Annotated in this window: 17 protein-coding genes; 6 read left to right on the top strand and 11 right to left on the bottom strand. The window is 63.3% G+C overall.

Annotation, left to right across the window (positions count from 1 at the left end):
• Positions 1 to 316, top strand: a 316-nt coding sequence (locus tag AC22G6_RS01945; protein ID WP_487365394.1) for an NAD(P)(+) transhydrogenase (Re/Si-specific) subunit beta, incomplete at its 5' end; no start/stop codon positions are given.
• A gap of 64 nt (positions 317 to 380) precedes the next feature.
• The gene (locus tag AC22G6_RS01950) at positions 381 to 707 is read left to right on the top strand and encodes a hypothetical protein (RefSeq protein WP_487365395.1); all 327 of its coding nucleotides are present in this window, start codon (positions 381 to 383) and stop codon (positions 705 to 707) included.
• Between the two features lie 4 nt (positions 708 to 711).
• Here AC22G6_RS01950 and AC22G6_RS01955 read toward each other — a convergent pair whose 3' ends face one another.
• The 8 genes from AC22G6_RS01955 to AC22G6_RS01990 all read right to left on the bottom strand — a co-directional run bounded on the left by AC22G6_RS01955 (position 712) and on the right by AC22G6_RS01990 (position 8,226).
• Positions 712 to 1,041: a DMT family protein gene (locus AC22G6_RS01955; protein ID WP_108976846.1), complete on the bottom strand. Its 330-nt coding sequence runs from the start codon at positions 1,039 to 1,041 to the stop codon at positions 712 to 714.
• Between the two features lie 61 nt (positions 1,042 to 1,102).
• Complete coding sequence (gene folK, locus AC22G6_RS01960) at positions 1,103 to 1,594, bottom strand: 2-amino-4-hydroxy-6-hydroxymethyldihydropteridine diphosphokinase (protein ID WP_487365396.1); 492 nt, start codon at positions 1,592 to 1,594, stop codon at positions 1,103 to 1,105.
• Positions 1,591 to 2,949, bottom strand: a complete 1,359-nt coding sequence (gene pcnB / locus AC22G6_RS01965; RefSeq protein ID WP_108949250.1) for a polynucleotide adenylyltransferase PcnB — start codon at positions 2,947 to 2,949, stop codon at positions 1,591 to 1,593. The genes folK and pcnB overlap by 4 nt, the downstream gene beginning before the upstream one ends.
• Positions 2,950 to 3,203: 254 nt before the next feature.
• Entirely contained in the window at positions 3,204 to 3,989 is a 786-nt protein-coding gene (locus AC22G6_RS01970) for a DeoR/GlpR family DNA-binding transcription regulator (RefSeq protein ID WP_108971137.1), read from the bottom strand.
• A gap of 16 nt (positions 3,990 to 4,005) precedes the next feature.
• Positions 4,006 to 5,097: an ABC transporter ATP-binding protein gene (locus AC22G6_RS01975; RefSeq protein WP_487365397.1), complete on the bottom strand. Its 1,092-nt coding sequence runs from the start codon at positions 5,095 to 5,097 to the stop codon at positions 4,006 to 4,008.
• A 27-nt stretch (positions 5,098 to 5,124) separates the two neighbouring features.
• The gene (locus AC22G6_RS01980; protein WP_487365398.1) at positions 5,125 to 5,946 is read right to left on the bottom strand and encodes a carbohydrate ABC transporter permease; all 822 of its coding nucleotides are present in this window, start codon (positions 5,944 to 5,946) and stop codon (positions 5,125 to 5,127) included.
• Between the two features lie 14 nt (positions 5,947 to 5,960).
• Positions 5,961 to 6,857 carry a carbohydrate ABC transporter permease gene (locus AC22G6_RS01985; RefSeq protein ID WP_487365399.1) on the bottom strand — a complete coding sequence of 299 codons (897 nt, stop codon included), beginning with the start codon at positions 6,855 to 6,857 and terminating at the stop codon, positions 5,961 to 5,963.
• A gap of 67 nt (positions 6,858 to 6,924) precedes the next feature.
• Complete coding sequence (locus AC22G6_RS01990; protein ID WP_487365400.1) at positions 6,925 to 8,226, bottom strand: ABC transporter substrate-binding protein; 1,302 nt, start codon at positions 8,224 to 8,226, stop codon at positions 6,925 to 6,927.
• A 292-nt stretch (positions 8,227 to 8,518) separates the two neighbouring features.
• Between AC22G6_RS01990 and AC22G6_RS01995 the strand changes: the two genes are divergently transcribed.
• Positions 8,519 to 9,313 carry a phosphodiesterase gene (locus AC22G6_RS01995; RefSeq protein WP_487365401.1) on the top strand — a complete coding sequence of 265 codons (795 nt, stop codon included), beginning with the start codon at positions 8,519 to 8,521 and terminating at the stop codon, positions 9,311 to 9,313.
• 4 nt (positions 9,314 to 9,317) lie between these two features.
• Here AC22G6_RS01995 and AC22G6_RS02000 read toward each other — a convergent pair whose 3' ends face one another.
• From AC22G6_RS02000 to AC22G6_RS02010, 3 genes are read right to left on the bottom strand one after another with little or no spacing between them, the layout of a single operon-like run.
• On the bottom strand, positions 9,318 to 9,980 hold the full coding sequence (locus AC22G6_RS02000) for a histidinol-phosphatase (protein WP_487365402.1): 663 nt from the start codon (positions 9,978 to 9,980) through the stop codon (positions 9,318 to 9,320).
• Positions 9,981 to 10,034: 54 nt separating this feature from the next.
• Positions 10,035 to 10,721 (bottom strand): DnaA regulatory inactivator Hda, encoded by a 687-nt coding sequence (hda, locus tag AC22G6_RS02005; protein ID WP_108949248.1) that lies wholly within the window; start codon positions 10,719 to 10,721, stop codon positions 10,035 to 10,037.
• Positions 10,718 to 11,797 carry an AI-2E family transporter gene (locus AC22G6_RS02010; RefSeq protein ID WP_487365403.1) on the bottom strand — a complete coding sequence of 360 codons (1,080 nt, stop codon included), beginning with the start codon at positions 11,795 to 11,797 and terminating at the stop codon, positions 10,718 to 10,720. Before AC22G6_RS02010 ends, hda begins: the two co-directional genes overlap by 4 nt.
• Positions 11,798 to 11,936: 139 nt before the next feature.
• Between AC22G6_RS02010 and purM the strand changes: the two genes are divergently transcribed.
• The 3 genes from purM (at position 11,937) to AC22G6_RS02025 (ending at position 17,520) form a co-directional block, all read left to right on the top strand.
• Entirely contained in the window at positions 11,937 to 12,983 is a 1,047-nt protein-coding gene (gene purM / locus AC22G6_RS02015) for a phosphoribosylformylglycinamidine cyclo-ligase (protein WP_487365404.1), read from the top strand.
• Positions 12,984 to 13,288: 305 nt separating this feature from the next.
• The gene (locus AC22G6_RS02020) at positions 13,289 to 14,422 is read left to right on the top strand and encodes an efflux RND transporter periplasmic adaptor subunit (RefSeq protein ID WP_487365405.1); all 1,134 of its coding nucleotides are present in this window, start codon (positions 13,289 to 13,291) and stop codon (positions 14,420 to 14,422) included.
• Positions 14,423 to 14,433: 11 nt separating this feature from the next.
• Positions 14,434 to 17,520, top strand: coding sequence for an efflux RND transporter permease subunit (locus AC22G6_RS02025; RefSeq protein ID WP_487365406.1), 3,087 nt, complete (start codon positions 14,434 to 14,436; stop codon positions 17,518 to 17,520).
• The last annotated feature ends 12 nt before the right edge of the window (positions 17,521 to 17,532 follow it).

The following is a 17,532-nucleotide window of genomic DNA, read 5'->3' on the forward strand; positions in this document are numbered from 1 at the left end:
CGTGCCGTACGACAAGATCTTCGACCTCGAGGAAATCAACGCCGACTTCCCGCAGGCCGATGTGGCGCTGGTGATTGGTGCCAACGACGTGGTGAACCCGGTGGCGCGTACCGACAAGAGCAGCCCGATCTACGGCATGCCCATCCTCAACGTGGACATGGCGCAGAATGTGATCGTGGTCAAGCGCGGCAAGGGCGCGGGCTACTCCGGCATCGAAAACGCGTTGTTCTACAAGGACAACTGCCGCATGCTGTACGGCAGTGCGCAGCAGGCCATTGGTGAGGTGATTACGCACGTGAAGGCGCTCGAAGCCTGATCCCTCAAGTTTGAACGAAGTCGGGCCGTAGACTGGAAGGTATCCCTTTCCGGTCTGCGGCCCGATGCGTTTACCCACGCTTGTTGCACTTCTCTGCCTTGCCTGTCTACCCTCCGCTCATGGCCAGGGCGTTCCCGCGCCTGCTTCTGCGCCAGTTTCCGCGCCGGCCGCCGATGTCGCGCTGGACAAGGACTGGCGCGGCACCGAAGGCTATACCTTTCCCGCGCTGGCGAAGACCGTGGCCGACATGCAAAACCTGGCCCATGCAATGCATCTGCGCGACTACTGTTCGGATCGCAGGGTGTCGGATGAGTTTGTGCGCGAGCGCCTTGCCCGCTTCAGTCAGCTGACCGGGCGCCAGGAAACCTGCCGCAGCCTGCTGGATTACTGATCACTCAGTTGCGGAAGATGAAATACACGGCACCCAGCATGCACAGCGCAGCCCACAGGTAGTCCAGCTTCAGTGGCTGCTTCATGTAGATCACCACGAAGGGGACGAAGACCACCAGCGTGATCACTTCCTGCATGATCTTGAGCTGGGCAAGGTTGAGCGTTGTGGCGCCGATCCGGTTTGCCGGAACCTGCAACAGGTATTCGAACAGGGCGATGCCCCAGCTCAGCAGTGCGGCAACGTACCACGCGCGGTGTTGCAGGTTCTTCAGGTGTCCATACCAGGCGAAGGTCATGAACACGTTGGAGAGCGTCAGCAGCGCGGCGGTCTGCATCCACACGGGAACGCTCTGCAGGGCGGCAGGGACGGTGAGCCAGGCGGGCACGGCGAAGATGTCAGAGGCGGGAAATCTGCTGGTCGGCCACGCCGGGCAGCAGGTCTGTTACCCGGCCGATGCCCGGAACCGAGGCATCGGGCGCGATCTCTGCCAGTGGCTGCAGTACGAATGCACGCTGGTGCATGCGCGGATGCGGCAGCACCAGGCCCGGCTCGTCGACGACCGCGTCGCCGTGCAGGAGGAGATCGAGATCCATGGTCCGCGGCGCCTGATGGTAGTCGCGGGTGCGCCCGCCGGCATGTTCGATCGCGAGCAGGGATTCAAGCAGGGGCCGTGGCGCGAGCGTGGTGTCGATCGCGATGACGGCATTGGTGTAGTCCGGCTGCTCGCCTTCCACGCCAACCGGCGCGGTGCGGTAACACGACGAGTAGGCGACGACACGGGTTCCGGGAAGTTCGGACAGCGCCTGAATGGCGCAATCGAGCGCCGCGCGCGGTTCCCCCAGGTTGGCACCAAACGCGACGTACGCACGCACGAGGGTTGAGTTCATTCTGCGCTGCTGTCCGCCATTGCCGCTTCACCGTCGGCTGCTGCGGGTTTGCGCCGTTTGCGGCGGCGCTTCTTTGCAGGCGCGTCGGCCGTCTGCGGGGCTGCTCGCAGCAGGTTTTCGCGCTGGTCGTGCCCGGCGTGTGCGAAGTTGTTCCACCAGTCGGGAATCTCCATCGGGATCTCGCCCGACTGCGCACGCAGGCGCAGGAAGTCCCAGCCGGCGCGGTAGCGCGGCTGCTCGATCAGGCGGTAGGGCGTCTTGCCTGCACGCTTGTCGAAGCGCGGTTGCAGCGCCCAGATGTCCTTGATGTCGCCAACGATGCGGCGGGTGATCGCGAGCTTGCGCGCCTGTGTATCGAGGACTTCGTCCATCGCCTCGAACAGTGCGGGCTGGTTTGCGACGCCGGCACTCTTGCGAACCTCCCAGGCCTTGAGCACTTCGTGCCACAGCAAGGTGGCGAAGAGGAAGCCCGGCGAGACGGATTTGTCCTGGCGCACGCGTTCGTCGGTGTTCTCCAGCGACAGCCACACGAAGCGTTCGCCCATCGGCTGTTCGAGGATGACGTCGAGCAGTGGCAGCAGGCCGTGATGCAGTCCTTCTTCGCGCAACTGGGTCAGGCACTTGACCGCGTAGCCCGAGAACAGCAGCTTGAGCATCTCGTCGAACAGGCGTGCCGCGGGCACGTTTTCCAGCAGCACGGCCATCTCGCGGATCGGCGCGCGCGCGGCCGGGTCGATCGACAGCCCCAGCTTGGCGCCGAGGCGCACGGCGCGCAGCATCCGCACCGGATCTTCGCGATACCGTGTGCGCGGGTCGCCGATGATGCGCAGCGTCTTCTGCCGCACATCGGCAACGCCGTGGTGGTAATCGATGATGGTTTCGGTGCCCGGATCGTAGTACAGCGCATTGACGGTGAAATCGCGTCGGCTGGCGTCTTCTTCCTGCGAGCCGTAAACGTTGTCGTGCAGGACGCGTCCGTGCTCGTCGGTCTCGGCGTCCTGACTGGCGCGGAAGGTCGAGACTTCGATGGTCTCGGGCCCGCTCATCACGTGCACGATCTTGAAGCGGCGGCCGATGATGCGCGAGCGCCGGAACAGTGCGCGAACCTGTTCCGGTGTGGCACTGGTGGCCACATCGTAATCCTTGGGGGGGTGGCCGATCAGCAGGTCACGCACTGCGCCGCCAACCACATAGGCCTTGTGACCGTTCTCCTGCAGCACGGCGCAGGTCTTGCGCGCAGCGGGCGAAAGTTGTTCGCTGCGAATGCCATGCAGGTCGACGGGAATCAGGGCCGGGTCGGTGCGGACAGGGGTGGCAACGCGGGTAAAGACCTTGCGTAGCAGTTTTCGAATCATCGAGGCTTCAGTTTTTCGTGCGAGTCAAGCCTGCAATCATAACCGATGCAGCCGCAGGCCATGACGGATTGGCGTGTTCAGGGCGACGAGATACCCGTCGGAGCACGCGCTGTGGCGGATGTGCACCGGAATCGTTTGGACTGACCGCGGTCGCCTGCTCGACGCACGGCAACAGCAGCGGGCCATGGGGCGCGTCGCAGTGTCAGCATGATGCTGTGAGCTTCCAGCGATCAGTTTGATGCGAGACGACAGAATCAGGCGCGCTCCAGCTCGCCTTGTTCATGATTGACGTTCGCCACGATGACGCGTGTCCGGGGGGCGAGCGCCTGCGCCAGTTCGACGGGTGGTTGCGAGTCGGTAACGAGGACGTCGATGTCGTCGAGGCTGCAGGTGCGGACGAGGCCTGCACTGCCGAATTTGCTCGCATCCGCAAGCAGGACGACCTGCGCGGCGTGCGGGATCAGTGTGCGCTTGTACTCGGCTTCGTAAAGGTCAAAATCCAGGCAGCCGCCCGTCGTCAAGGCAGCGACCGACAGCATGAACAGGGCAGGCGAGAATTGTGCCGCAAAGCTGATTGCAGATGCACCTACCATTGTCATGTCACTGGTGCGCAACTCGCCCCCAGGAACGATTATGCGGTTGCTGTTGCCTCCTTCGGCAAGCAGCCTGGCGACCTGAATCGAGGGGGTGATGATGGTGAGACCCTTGCGTCGAGCAAGTCGCCGCGCAAGAAAACAGGCAGTGCTGCTGTTGTCCAGAAACAGCGTGCTGTCCTCAGCGACCAGTTCGGCGCTGGCACAAGCAATTGCGTGCTTGCTTGACGCCCGGGTGCGCAGGCGTTGCTTGAAAGGCGCTTCGGAATGTTCCGCGCTCAGACGGGCCCCGCCGTGAAAGCGCTCGATGAGGCCTTCGTCCGCAAGGCGTTTGAGATCGCGGCGAATGGTCTCATCCGAAACGTTGAGCGAGCGTGCCAGTTCCAGAATGCTCAGGGTGGGGGTGGCGTGGAGGATTTCGACTATTTTCTCTTGTCTGATATTCATTTCTGTCGCGCTTCGCTCAGGCCTGTGCGGATCCGGAAACAGGGTCGAAAAGCCGTGCGCGACGGGTGTCGATGCCGAGCACGACCTGCTGTCCGGGTTGCGGCAGCTGTTCTGCGCTGACCCGAGCAACGAGGCGATGGTGCCCCAGATCCACCTCTGCCAGCGCGTCAGCTCCGAGCAACTCGACCCGGCCGACCGTGCCGTGGGCCATGAATTGCCCCCCAGGCAGTGTATCCGCCGGCGCAAGAAAGAGTTCCTCGGGGCGGATCCCGAGGAGGATGTCGTCGCCTGCCGGTGCTGGCGTTGGACCGTCGAGCGTGATCCTGAACGACATGCCATCGATGACCCTGCCTTCAGCTGTTTGACTGTGATGGCATCGCAGGAGATTCATTTCGGGGGCGCCGATAAAGGCGGCGACGAAGGTGTTGGCGGGCTTGCGGTACACCGTCATCGGCGTGTCGAATTGCTGCAACCGGCCTGCAGCCATGACGGCGATCCGGGTCCCGATTGTCATGGCCTCCACCTGGTCGTGGGTGACGTAAACCACAGTGATGCCCAACTCCGAATGCAGACGCTTGAGTTCGGCGCGCATGTGGTTGCGTAGCTTTGCATCGAGGTTGGACAGGGGTTCATCAAACAGGAAAACCTTGGGTTTGCGGACCAGGGCTCGCCCAATGGCCACGCGCTGGCGCTGACCACCGGAGAGTTCGTTGGGTTTGCGCAGCAGCAGATCCTCGATGTGCAGGATGGATGCAGCTTCGTGTACCCGTGCTTCGATCTCGCGCTTGTCCAGGCGTGTGCTCTTCATCAACCCGAAGGCCATGTTCATGTAGGCCGTCATGTGCGGATAGAGTGCATATGACTGAAACACCATCGCGATGTCACGTTGTTGTGGCGGAACCTCGGTCACATCCTTGCCGTCGATCAGCAGACGGCCGGACGTGATGCTCTCCAGGCCGGCGATCATCCGCAGGGTGGTGGATTTTCCGCAGCCCGAGGGGCCGACGAGAACGGTGAATTCGCGGTCGGCGATGTCCAGGTCGAGGGCTTCGACGGCGGTCTGGGTACCGTAGGTCTTGCCGACCTGTTGCAATGAGAGGCTTGCCATCAGTGTGGTCCTTTCTGCTTATTCGATTTACTTGATGCCGGCATGCATGAAGCTGTCGACGAAGCGGCGTTGGAAAATGACGAAGAACAGCAGCAGCGGCGAGACAACGACGATCGTGGCGGCCATCAGCCTTGTCCAGTCGGCGCCGCTGTCGGCCTTGGCCAGCAGTCCGAGCCCGATCGGCAGGGTGCGCACTTCCTCACTGTTGGTGACCAGTAGCGGCCACATGTAGTCGTTCCAGTGCGTCACCACGGAGATGATGGCAAACGCCACCAGGGTCGGTTTTACTAGCGGAAGATATACGTGCCACAGCGTCGACAGGTGTCCGCATCCGTCGAGGCGGGCGGCATCGGCCAGCTCTGCGGGTACCTGGCGGAAGGCCTGGCGCAGCATGAAGGTGCCGTAGCCGCTGGCGACGAAGGGGACGATCAGCGCCCACAGGCTGTTCATCAGGCCGAGCTCACGGATGGTCACGAAGTTGGTCAGAAAGATCGCGTAGATCGGAAACATGATCTGCACCAGAAACAGCCCGAACAACAGGTTTTTGCCCGGGAAGCGCAGACGGGCGAATGCGTAAGCGGCCAGGGTGATGGTAATGAGCTGGGCAGCGATGATGCTGCCCGTAACCAGCACCGAGTTGATCAGGTAACGGCCGAAGGGCGCTACCGACAGGGCAGCAGGGTAGTTTGACCACTGTGCGACACTGGGTAGCCAGCTGGCTGCGCTGTCGAAGACCTCTGACTTGGTCTTGAGCGAAGTGACGCCGATCCAGAGCATGGGGCTGAGCCAGAGCATTGCGAGCGGCAACAGCACGAGGTGGTGCCAGTACTTGCTTAGGGTATGACGCATGAGCGAGTCCTTCTCTAGTTGCCGAGGTAGTGAACCCGACGCCCGAGCGTGGCAGCAAGGATGGCGATCAGGGCCATGATGAACACGAGCAAGGCATTGGCGACGGCCGACGCATAGCCGATGTCCTGAAACTGGAAGGCGTTCTGGTAGATGTAGAAGGTCAATACATTGGTTGCGTCTGCCGGTCCGCCCTGCGTCATCACGTAGACGTAATCGAAGATCTGGTACGAATGCAGCACGCCGATGATGATCACGAAGTAGAGCGTCGGCGAGATGAGCGGGATCGTGATGTGCAGCAATTGGCGTGTGGCGGAGACGCCGTCCAGCCTCGCCGCTTCGTAGAGGTCGCGCGGTACCAGCTGCAGGGCCGCCAGCAGAATCAGCATGAAATAACCGGCGTATTTCCAGATGCTCATCAGGATGATGGCCGGCATGGCCCAGCTGCGGTCGTAGAGCCATTCGAGGCGGGGCAGCCCGAGTGCAGCCATGAGCCCGTTGATCGGGCCGTAACCGGGGGCATACAGAAATACCCACACCATGCCGGCGGCGACCGACGGGATCATGACCGGGTAGAAAAAGGCCGAGCGGTAGAAGGCCATGCCGCGCAGCCTGGTGTCGAGGGCGACGGCAAGCAGCAGTGCACAGATGATGGACAGCGGGATCGTGAGCAGCGTGTACATGGCGGTGTTGCCGAAAGACTTCCAGAACAGGCCGTCGGCGAGCAGGCGGGTGTAATTCTCCAGCCCGAGGAAGAAGATCTCCGGCGAACCGAGCATGACATCGTGAAAGCTGAACCAGACCGAACGCAGGATCGGCCAGTAGGTGAACAGGGCCAGAAACACGAGCGACGGCAGCAGCATCAGGGCCGCAGCAGGGATGTCGCGCAGGTCTTCGTGCTTGAATCGGGGCATTTGCAGATCGTCCTTGCGGAAGGGGCGGGGCACGCATACCTGAGGTATCCGTGCCCCGGGTGCAGGCTCAGCCGCGCCGGCGCAACATGCGCTGAATCTCGCGATTCGAGCTGACGGTCGCCTCACGCAGCGCAGCGTCGGGGCGGATTTCACCGATCAGGGTGCGGTCGATCGCGCTCTTCAGATACTCGCGCACCTTGTGATAGCCCGGCACCTGCAGGAAGGCGCCGGCGAAGGCGGCCTGGTCGAGGGCAATCCTTGCCTCCGGCACCTCGGCAACAAAGCTCGTCAGTTCGGCGCTTTCCCACGACGACTTGCGCGCGGCGAGGTAGCCGGTTTCCTTGCACCACATGGACTGGTTGGCCGTGTTGGTCATCCAGCGCGCAAAGGCCCAGCATGCACGCTTGTGCGCGTCTGGCTGATGCTTGGCGATCAGGATCGGGCCACCGCCCATGCTCGCGCCAAAGGTCTTGTTCTTGGGCATCGGTGCGACGCCGACCTCGAACGGGGAGGATTTGCGCAGATTGGTCATCGATCCGGTGGAGTGGTAGAGCATGGCCGTGCGTCCTGCCATGAAGTCGTTGGCCGAGCCCTGCCAGGTGGATGCGGTCGGCATTACGCCGGCTTGCGCCATGCGCAGCCAGAATTCGAGCGCATCCACCGATTCGGCGGCGTCGAACATCACCTTGTCCTTGGTCCACGGCACCAGCCCGTTCTGTCGGACGTAGCTCTCGAACATCCAGTCGTGCCATCCGCCGCCGATGGTCAGGCCCCACTGGGTGACGTCCTGCCCCTGACGTACGGTCAGCGCCTTTGCGGTCGCGAACAGTTCGTCCCAGTTGTTGGGGGCGGACGTGATGCCGGCCTTGGCCAGCGCGGCCTTGTTGTAATAGAGGACAGGCGTGCTGCACTGGAAGGGCAGGCCGTAAAGCTTGTCGTCCGAAATGCAGGTGCCAAGGAAGCCGGGCAGGAAGTCCTGGTAGATGTCATCCGCCTTGGCCAGCGCTGTGACGTCCTCGAGCGCACCCATGCTGAGGAAGGTCTGCAGTGCGGAGTTGATCGGCAGCCACGTGCCTGGAGGGTCGCCAACACCGAGTGAGGTCATGACTTTCTGTTCGGTATTGTCGTAGCTGCCTGCGTAGATGGCCTCGACAAGAATGTCCGGGTGAGCGGCGTTGAAGCCGCTGATCATGCCGGAGACGATGCGGTTGATGTCGCCGGATACGCCGACCGGATACATGAAGCTGAGCTTGACCTGTTCCTTGCCTGATGCCAGCAGGGGCATGCCGCCGAGCATGCCGGCGACTGACAGGGCTGCGGTGTTGCCGAGGAAAGCGCGCCTCGAGATGCGGGTATTGCTGGAATTCATGATCGTTGATCCTTCTTCGCGATGGGAGGGTAGATCGCACGACGTTCGCGGCGGGAGCGTCTCGCGAACACCGGAGACCGCCGAAAACCGGGCCCCCGCACTTTCGATCTGTCTGGTTACGACAGCGTGACGATTTGTTGATAGTTGTTGATTGGCGAGGTTTCAGTGTTGAAATATGTTGGAATGATGTGTTCTTCATCGTGGTGTCACAGCAGAGTGCTTCGATGGCAACTGGTGGCACGCCGGTTCGCCGCCCTGGTGGTGTCAAACGAAAGATGAAGAGGAGGCATGCATGCTCGTTGCCCAGGTCTCGGACCTGCACATCAGCCGTGAGAGCGGCTTTCTGGACGGAAGGGTCGCCCCCCGGCAGTGCCTTGAGCGGGCGGTTGCCCACCTGAACCGCCTGGTGCCACGCCCCGATGTCGTGTTGGTCAGCGGTGACTTGACCGAGCATGGCGGTGCGGACGAGTACGCTCTTGTCCGCGAATCACTGTCGACGCTGCAGATGCCGGTGTTTGCAGTTCCCGGCAATCATGACTCGGCGGCGATGATGCGTGACTGTCTGCCGGTTCAAGTCCCCGCGCGTGAGCCGGGGCACGCGTCGTTCGTGATCGAAGGGCCGCGGTTACGGATCATCGGGCTGGATACGTCGGTAAACGGCATGGCTTATGGCGAACTATGTGCGAATCGTCTCGCATGGCTCGAAAACGCATTGACCGGGGGCGGCGGGACGCCGGTGCTGATCTTCATGCACCACCCGCCGTTCGACACCGGCATCGAGGCAATGGACCGTTGCGGGCTGCTGCACGGGCGTGAGCGGTTTGGAGAACTCGTCCGCAGAAGCGCCTCCGTGTCGGGCATCGTGTGCGGGCACGTGCACCGCCCAATTCAAACAACGGTGGGCGGGGTGCCCGTGCATGTCGCCAGTTCGGCGGCGCACCAGGTTGCGCTCGATCTCCGCGAGGGGGCGGCACTCGCATACTGCCTCGAGCCCGGGCGGGTATCGCTCCACCGCTGCGTGCCCGGCATGCCGATGGTCAGCCACTCGAGCTATATCGACAGCTTCCCCGGGCCGTTTCCGTTCTGAATGTTTAGCGCAGCGAGATCACCGGCCAGGCGTGGCTGGCTGCGTATGCGCGCAGGGTGTCGTCCGGGTCGACCGCAACCGGTTGCTGCACGCGCTGCATCAGCGGCAGGTCGTTGTGCGAGTCGCTGTAGAACCAGGTGCTGTCGAAGCTGCCATCGTGGAGGCCGAGGGATTCGAGCCAGGCATCGACGCGTTCGATCTTGCCCGCCTTGAACGAGGGGGTGCCGCGTGGCTTGCCGGTGAACTGGCCGTTCTCCTGGGCAGGGATGGTGGCGATCAGGTGTGGAATGCCGAATTCGCGCACGATCGGGCCAGTGACGAAGCTGTTGGTGGCCGTAACCACAGCGACCATCGCGCCGCTTGAGCGGTGTTGCTCGACCAGGGCTCTGGCCTTCGGGGTGATCATCGGCCGAATGCTCTGTTCCATGAACTCGCGGTGCCACATGTCGAGTTGTTCGCGTGGGTGGCGGGCGAGCGGTGCAAGCTGGAAGTCGAGGAACTCGTGAATGTCGAGGGTGCCATTCTTGTACTGTTCATAGAAGGCAATGTTCTTCGCCTCCTGCACTTCACGGTCGAGTACGCCCTTGCCAATCAGGAACTGAGCCCAGGCGAAGTCTGAGTCACCGGCAAGCAGGGTGTTGTCGAGGTCGAACAGTACGAGATCCATGAGGTGTTCCGGGTAAGCGTGGTGATGTTGTCGATACGGGGAGTGAAGCGCGATTCAGATTGCCAGGCCCTGCTGCATCATCTCGCGCAGCAGGGGCAGGGTGATCGGGCGCTTCTGTTCCAGCGATGCGGCGTCGAGTGCGTTGAACGCCGCGAGCAGGCTGGGCAGGTCGCGACGACCGTGGCGCATCAGGAAGTCGACGACTTCGTCGGCCAGGCGCAGACCGCGGCGTTCGGCCAGTGTTGCGAGAATCGCTGCGCGTGAATCGTCGTCCAGCGGCTGCACTTCGAAGATCAGGCTCTGTCCGATGCGTGTTCGCAGGTCTTCGCGCAGCGCGAGGGCGAGCGGCGGCTGCAGGCCCGCCAGCAGCAGCGATTGTCCATTGAGCCGGGCGCGGTTGAATGCGTTGAAGAGCGCGATCTGCGCTTCCGGGCGCAGACGGTCGATGTCGTCGATTGCCAGCAGCGCGTCGGGGGTCTCGGGCAGCGCATCGCGCACGGTGTCTGCATTCAGGTAGTGCGTCTGGCGCCCATTGGCGGCGGCAACCGCGACCGCAGCCTGAAGCAGGTGGCTGCGGCCCTTGCCGCTCGTCCCCCACAGGTAGAGATGGGGCGCGGGCAGCAGGCTGCGGTCGGTCGCGAGAAGCGACAGGCTGGCGACGAGCTCGCTGTTGGCGCCGACCACGAAATTGTCCAGCGTGGGTGGGGCGTCGCTGCGGATGTCCAGTACCAGTTGCTTCATGTGTCCTTCCGTTGGCCCAGATAGACCGGGCTGGAAAACCAGGCTGCGCTGAGTTCGCGCAGGCCGACCAGCAAGGCTGCACTCACCGGCAGTGCGACCAGCACGCCGACAAAACCGAACAGCTGGCCGAAGGCCATCAGGGCGAAGATGACGGCCAGCGGATGCAGGCCGATGCGCTCGCCGACCAGGTAGGGCGTGAGCAGAAAACTCTCGAGCAGCTGACCGATGCCATAGACCACGGCGACACCGATCAGCGGCGACCAGCTGTCGCCCTGCAGCAGGGCAGCGAGAATGGCCAGCAGCAGGCCCCCGCCAAAGCCGACGTAGGGAATGAACACGAGCAGGCCGGTAATGACGCCGACCGGCAGCGCGAACTTGAGTCCGGCAAGCCAGAGGCCGAGGCTGTAGAAAATGGCCAGCAACAGCATCACCGAGAGCTGACCGCGCAGGAACTCCGACAGCACGGAGTCGACGTCGCCGATGATGCGCATGGTGCGGCCGATCCAGGGGCGCGGCACGATGTGTTGCAGGCCCGCAACAATGCGCGGCCACTCCTGCAGCAGATAGAACATCACCACCGGAATCAGGAACAGGTTGGCAAGCACGCCGACGATGGCCATTCCGCCCGTCTTGAGATGACCGAGCAGGATGGGGATCAGGTCCTGCGCATTGTCCCAGTGCTGGGTCATCCAGCTGCGGACCTGCGCCGAATCAAGCTGCAGGTCGATATTGAAGCGTGCCTGCAGCAGGGGGCTCACGCGGAGGTTGAACAGCTCGATCAGGTCGGGCAGGCGTCGCATCAGGGTGACGGCTTCGCGGTACAGCATCGGCATCAGGATCAGCGTCAGCGTGACCAGAATCAGGCCGAGGCCGGTGATGACCAGCAGCACGGCGGCGGCGCGCGGCACTTTTCGTCGCACCAGCCAATTGACCGCAGGGTCGCAGATGTAGGCAAACACGCCGGCTACGACGAAGGGGGCAAGGATGGGAGACAGCAGCCAGAACAGGCCGACCAGTGCCAGGGCGGCACCTGCCCAGGCAGCAGTTTGCAGACGATCGGCGCGGGGCGTGTTCATTTCAAGTAAAATTATGGGCTAGCTGCGGGCCGATATGACCCGCGAAACACGTAAATGTAGCCACTTGGCGGTATTGCCTCAAGCTCGGGGCGCTGCCACAGGGGTTGAATTCTGCTTCCGTACTGCCAGAGGAACGATCTTGAGCGCGCACAAAACCTCCCTTTCCTATCGTGATGCCGGTGTCGACATCGAGGCCGGCGACGCCCTGGTCGACCGCATCAAGCCTTTCGCAAAGCGCACCATGCGTCCCGAAGTGCTCGGTGGCATCGGCGGTTTCGGTGCGCTGTTCGAACTTTCGAAAAAATACCGCGAGCCGGTGCTGGTGTCCGGCACTGACGGTGTAGGCACCAAACTCAAGCTGGCGTTCCACTGGAACAAGCATGACACCGTTGGCCAGGACCTGGTGGCCATGAGTGTGAACGATATTCTGGTGCAAGGTGCGGAGCCGCTGTTCTTTCTCGACTACTTTGCCTGCGGCAAGCTCGATGTCGACACCGCGGCCGATGTGGTCAAGGGCATCGCCCAGGGCTGCGAACTCTCCGGTTGCGCCCTGATCGGCGGCGAAACCGCCGAGATGCCCAGCATGTACCCCGATGGCGAATACGACCTCGCCGGCTTTGCGGTGGGTGCAGTGGAGAAGGCCGACATCATCGACGGCTCGAAGATCGTGCCGGGCGACGTGGTGCTTGGCCTGGCCTCGAGCGGTGCGCATTCCAACGGCTACTCGCTGATCCGCAAGATCATCGACGTCGCCCAGCCTGATCTGGATGCCGATTTCCATGGCCGCAAATTCCGCGACGTGGTGATGGAGCCGACCCGCCTCTACGTCAAGCCGCTGCTGGCGCTGATGCAGTCGATGCCGGGCGTGGTCAAGGGCATGGCCCATATTACCGGCGGCGGCATTACCGAAAACGTGCCGCGCATTCTGCGCGACGAACTCGTCGCACGCATCGACGCTGCGAGCTGGACGCTGCCGCCGCTGTTCCAGTGGCTGCAGGAGGCCGGCAACGTCGACATGCAGGAGATGTACCGGGTGTTCAACTGCGGTATCGGCATGGCGGTGGTGGTGGCAGCAGACCAGGCCGACGCGGTGACTGCACAGCTGAGTGCTGCAGGCGAGACGGTGCATCGCATCGGTCGCATCGATGCGCGCCAGGATGGCGAGGCGCAGACGATTGTCGGCTGATCGCTGAAATTCACTGTTGAAGCATTACGAGGGCCGGAGATGTTTTCCGGCCTTTTTGTTTGTGTAATCCGCGCCTTGGAGGGTGTGTGGATGCGCGCTCGGGCTGGCGCCTCGTGTGACCCGCAGGCGCCCGTGCAAAAAGGCTTTGGTGCAAATGGAACTCCGGACGCAGCTTGTGCTCTGAATGCTGCCGTCACAGAAAAATCGCTGCGACCGGAGCGGTGCGTTTGGTCCGCTCGTCATATGCGTGTTGTGTGACAATTCTTCGCCCATTTGTCGTTCAACCTGACCAGAGTTTCGATGTCATGTCCAACCGCCGCCCGCTGGTCCTTGCCCTGAGCCTTGCCGGACTTGTGATGCTCGGGCTCTATGCCTGGCAGTCCAGTCGTTCTTCCACGATGTCTGTTCGCACCGGCGGTGCGCCGGCCTCGGCCGCTGCGCAGTCCGGTGCTGCCAAGGCCGTTGCCGCTGCTGTGGCGGTGGAGGTGCAGCCGGTCAGGACTCAGCCCATGGCCGACGATGTCACCGCAGTGGGGTCCCTGGTGTCCAACGAATCGGTCGTGCTGCGCCCGGAGGTGGCCGGCCGCATCGCAGAGATTGGCTTTCGCGACGGTTCGCCGGTGCGCAAAGGGGACGTGCTGGTGGCTTTCGATGCCTCCGTGCAGCGCGCAGAACTGCTGCAGGCGCAGGCGAGTCTGAATCTGGCCGTGGCCAATCACCGCCGCGCCGAAGATCTGTTCGCGCGCAAGTTCTTCAGCCAGAGCGGCCTCGACACCGCGCAGTCACAGCTGGAGGCGGCGCGCGCATCGGTTGCGCTGGCGCAGGCGCGTTTCGAACGCACCCGGATCCGAGCCCCCTTCGACGGCATTGCCGGGATCCGCAAGGTGAGTGTCGGCGACTACATCAAGGATGGCGAGGCGCTGGTCAACGTCGAGGATGTTGCCACGCTCAAGCTTGATTTCCGCTTGCCCGAGCTTTACCTCGGCCGGCTGCAGGTCGGGCAGCGGCTCGAAGTCACGAGCGATGTGCTGCCGGGCGAGCGTTTCGACGCCACGCTCGACGCCATCGACCCGCTGGTCGATGCCCAGGGCCGTGCAGTGCAATTGCGTGCCCGGCTGGCGAACAGCGGCAATCGTTTGCGCCCCGGTGTTTTCGTGCGTGTGCGCCTGATTCTGGAGGCCCGCCCCGAGGTGCCTGTCGTTCCCGAAGAGGCGCTGGTTGCCGCACCTGGAAACGTGCAGTTCGTCTATCGCGTCGATGAAGGCAGGGCAAAACGGGTTGATGTGCTCACCGGGGCACGTCGGGCCGGCATGGTCGAGCTCGTCGAAGGACCTGCCGTCGGCGATACGGTGGTGACGGCCGGTCAGCTCAAGCTGCGCGATGGTGCTGCGGTGAGCATCGTGCCGGTGGCTGCGGTCGCCGCCGCTGGCACGGACTGAGCGAGGGCGCCGTGGTTCTTTCCGAAATCTGCATCAAGCGCCCGGTCTTTGCGACCGTGCTGTCGCTGATGGTGCTGCTCGTCGGCCTGATGTCGCTGTCGCGCCTGACCATTCGCGAGTATCCGAATATCGACGAACCGGTGGTCACGGTCGACACCACGTATCGCGGCGCCAGTGCCGAGATCGTCGAATCCCAGGTCACCAAGCCACTGGAAGACTCGCTGGCCGGAATCGAAGGCGTCGATGTGCTGTCGTCGATCAGCCGCCAGGAGCGCAGCCAGATTACGGTGCGCTTCCGCATCGAGCGCAGTGCCGACAGTGCGGCGGCCGACGTGCGCGACCGGGTGTCGCGGGCGCGCCGAATGCTGCCCGATGATGTGGACGAACCGGTGATCGCCAAGGTGGAGGCCGATGCCAGTCCGATCATCTGGGTCGCGTTCTCGTCCGACCGCCATTCGCCGCTGGAGATGAGCGACTTTGCCAGCCGCATCGTCAAGCCCAGGCTGCAGACCTTGCCGGGGGCGGCCGATGCGCGCGTGTATGGCGAGCGCCGCTACTCGATGCGGGTGTGGATCGATCGCGATCGCCTGGCCGCCTTCGGTCTCGTCGCGCAGGATGTCGAGGATGCCATCCGGCGTCAGAACGTCGAACTTCCTGCTGGGCGCATCGAGGGGCGCGAGCGCGAGTTCGCGGTGGTGGCGCGCACCGACCTGGTCGATCCGCAGCAGTTCGGTGCGGTGGTGGTGCGTCAGGCCAGCACGCCTGATGGCTACCCGGTGCGGATTCGCGACATCGGCCGTGTCGAGGTGGCGCCCGCCAATGAGCGCACGTCGGTGCGCTTCATGGGCAAGCCCGCCATTTCGCTGGGTCTGATCAAGCAGTCCACAGCCAATCCACTGGAGCTCAAGAAGGGCTTGCTGGAGATGTTGCCCAGGCTCGAGGCCGAGCTGCCCGAGGGCATGTCGATGACGATCGCCAATGACACGACCGTGTTCATCGAGCGCTCCATCGCGTCCGTGTTCTCCACCATCTGGGAAGCGGTGCTGCTGGTGGCGATCGTTTGCCTGTTCTTCCTGCGCAACTGGCGCGCGATGCTGGTGCCCCTGGTCACCATCCCGGTGTCGCTGGTCGGGGCTTTCGCGCTGATGTATGTGATGGGGTTTTCGGTCAATACGCTGACGCTGCTGGCGCTGGTGCTCGCCATCGGGCTGGTGGTCGACGATGCCATCGTGGTGCTGGAGAACATCTACCGCCATATCGAGGAGGGCATGGCGCCGATGGCGGCGGCCTTCCGTGGCGCAAAGGAGATTGGCTTCGCGGTCGTGGCGATGACCGTCACGCTGGCCGCAGTGTATGCACCGGTTGCCTTCATGACCGGCCGGACGGGCAAGCTCTTCGCCGAGTTTGCGCTGACCCTGGCGGGGGCGGTGATCGTGTCGGGTTTCGTGGCGCTCACGCTGTCGCCGATGATGTGCTCAAAGCTGCTGCGCCATGAACGCAGTCATGGATGGCTGTACCTCCTGATCGAACGCTTTCTCGTCGGCCTTGGTTCCACCTACCGGCGTATGCTCACGCGCATGCTGGAACTGCGCTGGCTGGTGATGCTCGCCTTCGGCCTGGTCGCGGCCTCCGCGGTAGTGCTGCTCGGGGCGCTCAAATCCGAACTGGCGCCGGTCGAGGATCGCGGCCGGGTGGTCAGCATCTTCAGCGGCCCGGAAGGGGCGACGATCGATTACATGGCGCGCTACGCGGCACAGGTCGAGGACATCTTCAGCCGCACGGCCGACATTGATCGCTATCTGGTCATCACCGGGAATCCGACGGTATCCCAGGGCATCTCCTTTGCCGGCTTTACCGACTGGTCGGAACGCGAGCGCAATGCGTCCGCGATCGCGAGCGAACTGGGGCCAAAGCTGAGGGCGATTCCCGGCATCAATGCCTTCCCGGTCTTGCCGGCAGCCTTCGGGCAGAGTTCGCGGTCGCGTCCGATCAACGTCGTGGTGCTCAGTTCGGCGTCGTACGAGGAGCTGGGCGAGTACACCGACAGGATTGTCGACGAGTTGCAGGCCAACCCCGGCTTCATCTCGCCCGACACCGATCTGAAGCTCACCAAGCCCGAACTCGGGGTGCTTGTCGACCGGGAGAAGGCCGCAGACCTCGGGGTTTCGATCGATGTCATCGGACGCACGCTTGAAACCATGCTCGGCGGCCGCCAGGTCACGCGCTACAAGCGCGATGCGGAGCAGTACGACGTGGTGGTGCAGATGGATGCCGGCAGCCGGACCGACCCACGCGACATCCGCGACATCTTCGTGCGCGGCAAGGATGGCGGCATGGTGCCGCTGTCCAATCTGCTCACCGTGGATGAGAGTCTGAGCCCGCGCGAGCTCAATCACTTTGGCCAGCGTCGTGCGGTGGCAATCACGGCCAATCTGGCACCCGACTACTCAATGGGTGAGGCCCTCGCCTTCGTGGAAGAGGTCAGCCGCCGCGTGCTGCCGGCTGGCTACACCATCGACTACGATGGACAGTCGCGCGAGTTCAAGAGCAGTTCCGCAAGTCTCGCGCTGACCTTTCTGCTCGCACTGGCCTTCATCTATCTGGTGCTGGCTGCCCAGTTCGAAAGTTTCCGCGATCCCTTGATCATCATGCTCACCGTCCCGCTGTCGATGGCTGGGGCGCTTGCTGCGCTGTGGCTGACCGGCGGTACGCTCAATGTGTATAGCCAGATCGGGCTGGTCACGCTGGTGGGCCTGATCACCAAGCACGGCATCCTGATCGTCGAGTTCGCCAACCAGTTGCGCGAAGGGGGCGAGTCGCTGCGTACCGCGGTCATCGAGGCATCGGTCACGCGTTTGCGCCCCATTCTCATGACCACCGGCGCCATGGTGCTGGGCGCGATTCCGCTCGCACTGGCCACGGGCGCCGGGGCGGAGAGCCGGCAACAGATCGGCTGGGTGATTGTCGGCGGTCTGCTGCTGGGCACTTTCTTCACACTCTTTGTCGTACCGACGGTCTATACTTTAGTCGCACGCCGCGAGCGTCAGCCTGATCTGGCGGCTGAACGCCCGGGCCGTCTGGCGTCGGAGGACGCCTGATACCGGAGGGCA

The organism is Parazoarcus sp. PS-13 R2A, from assembly GCF_057621855.1.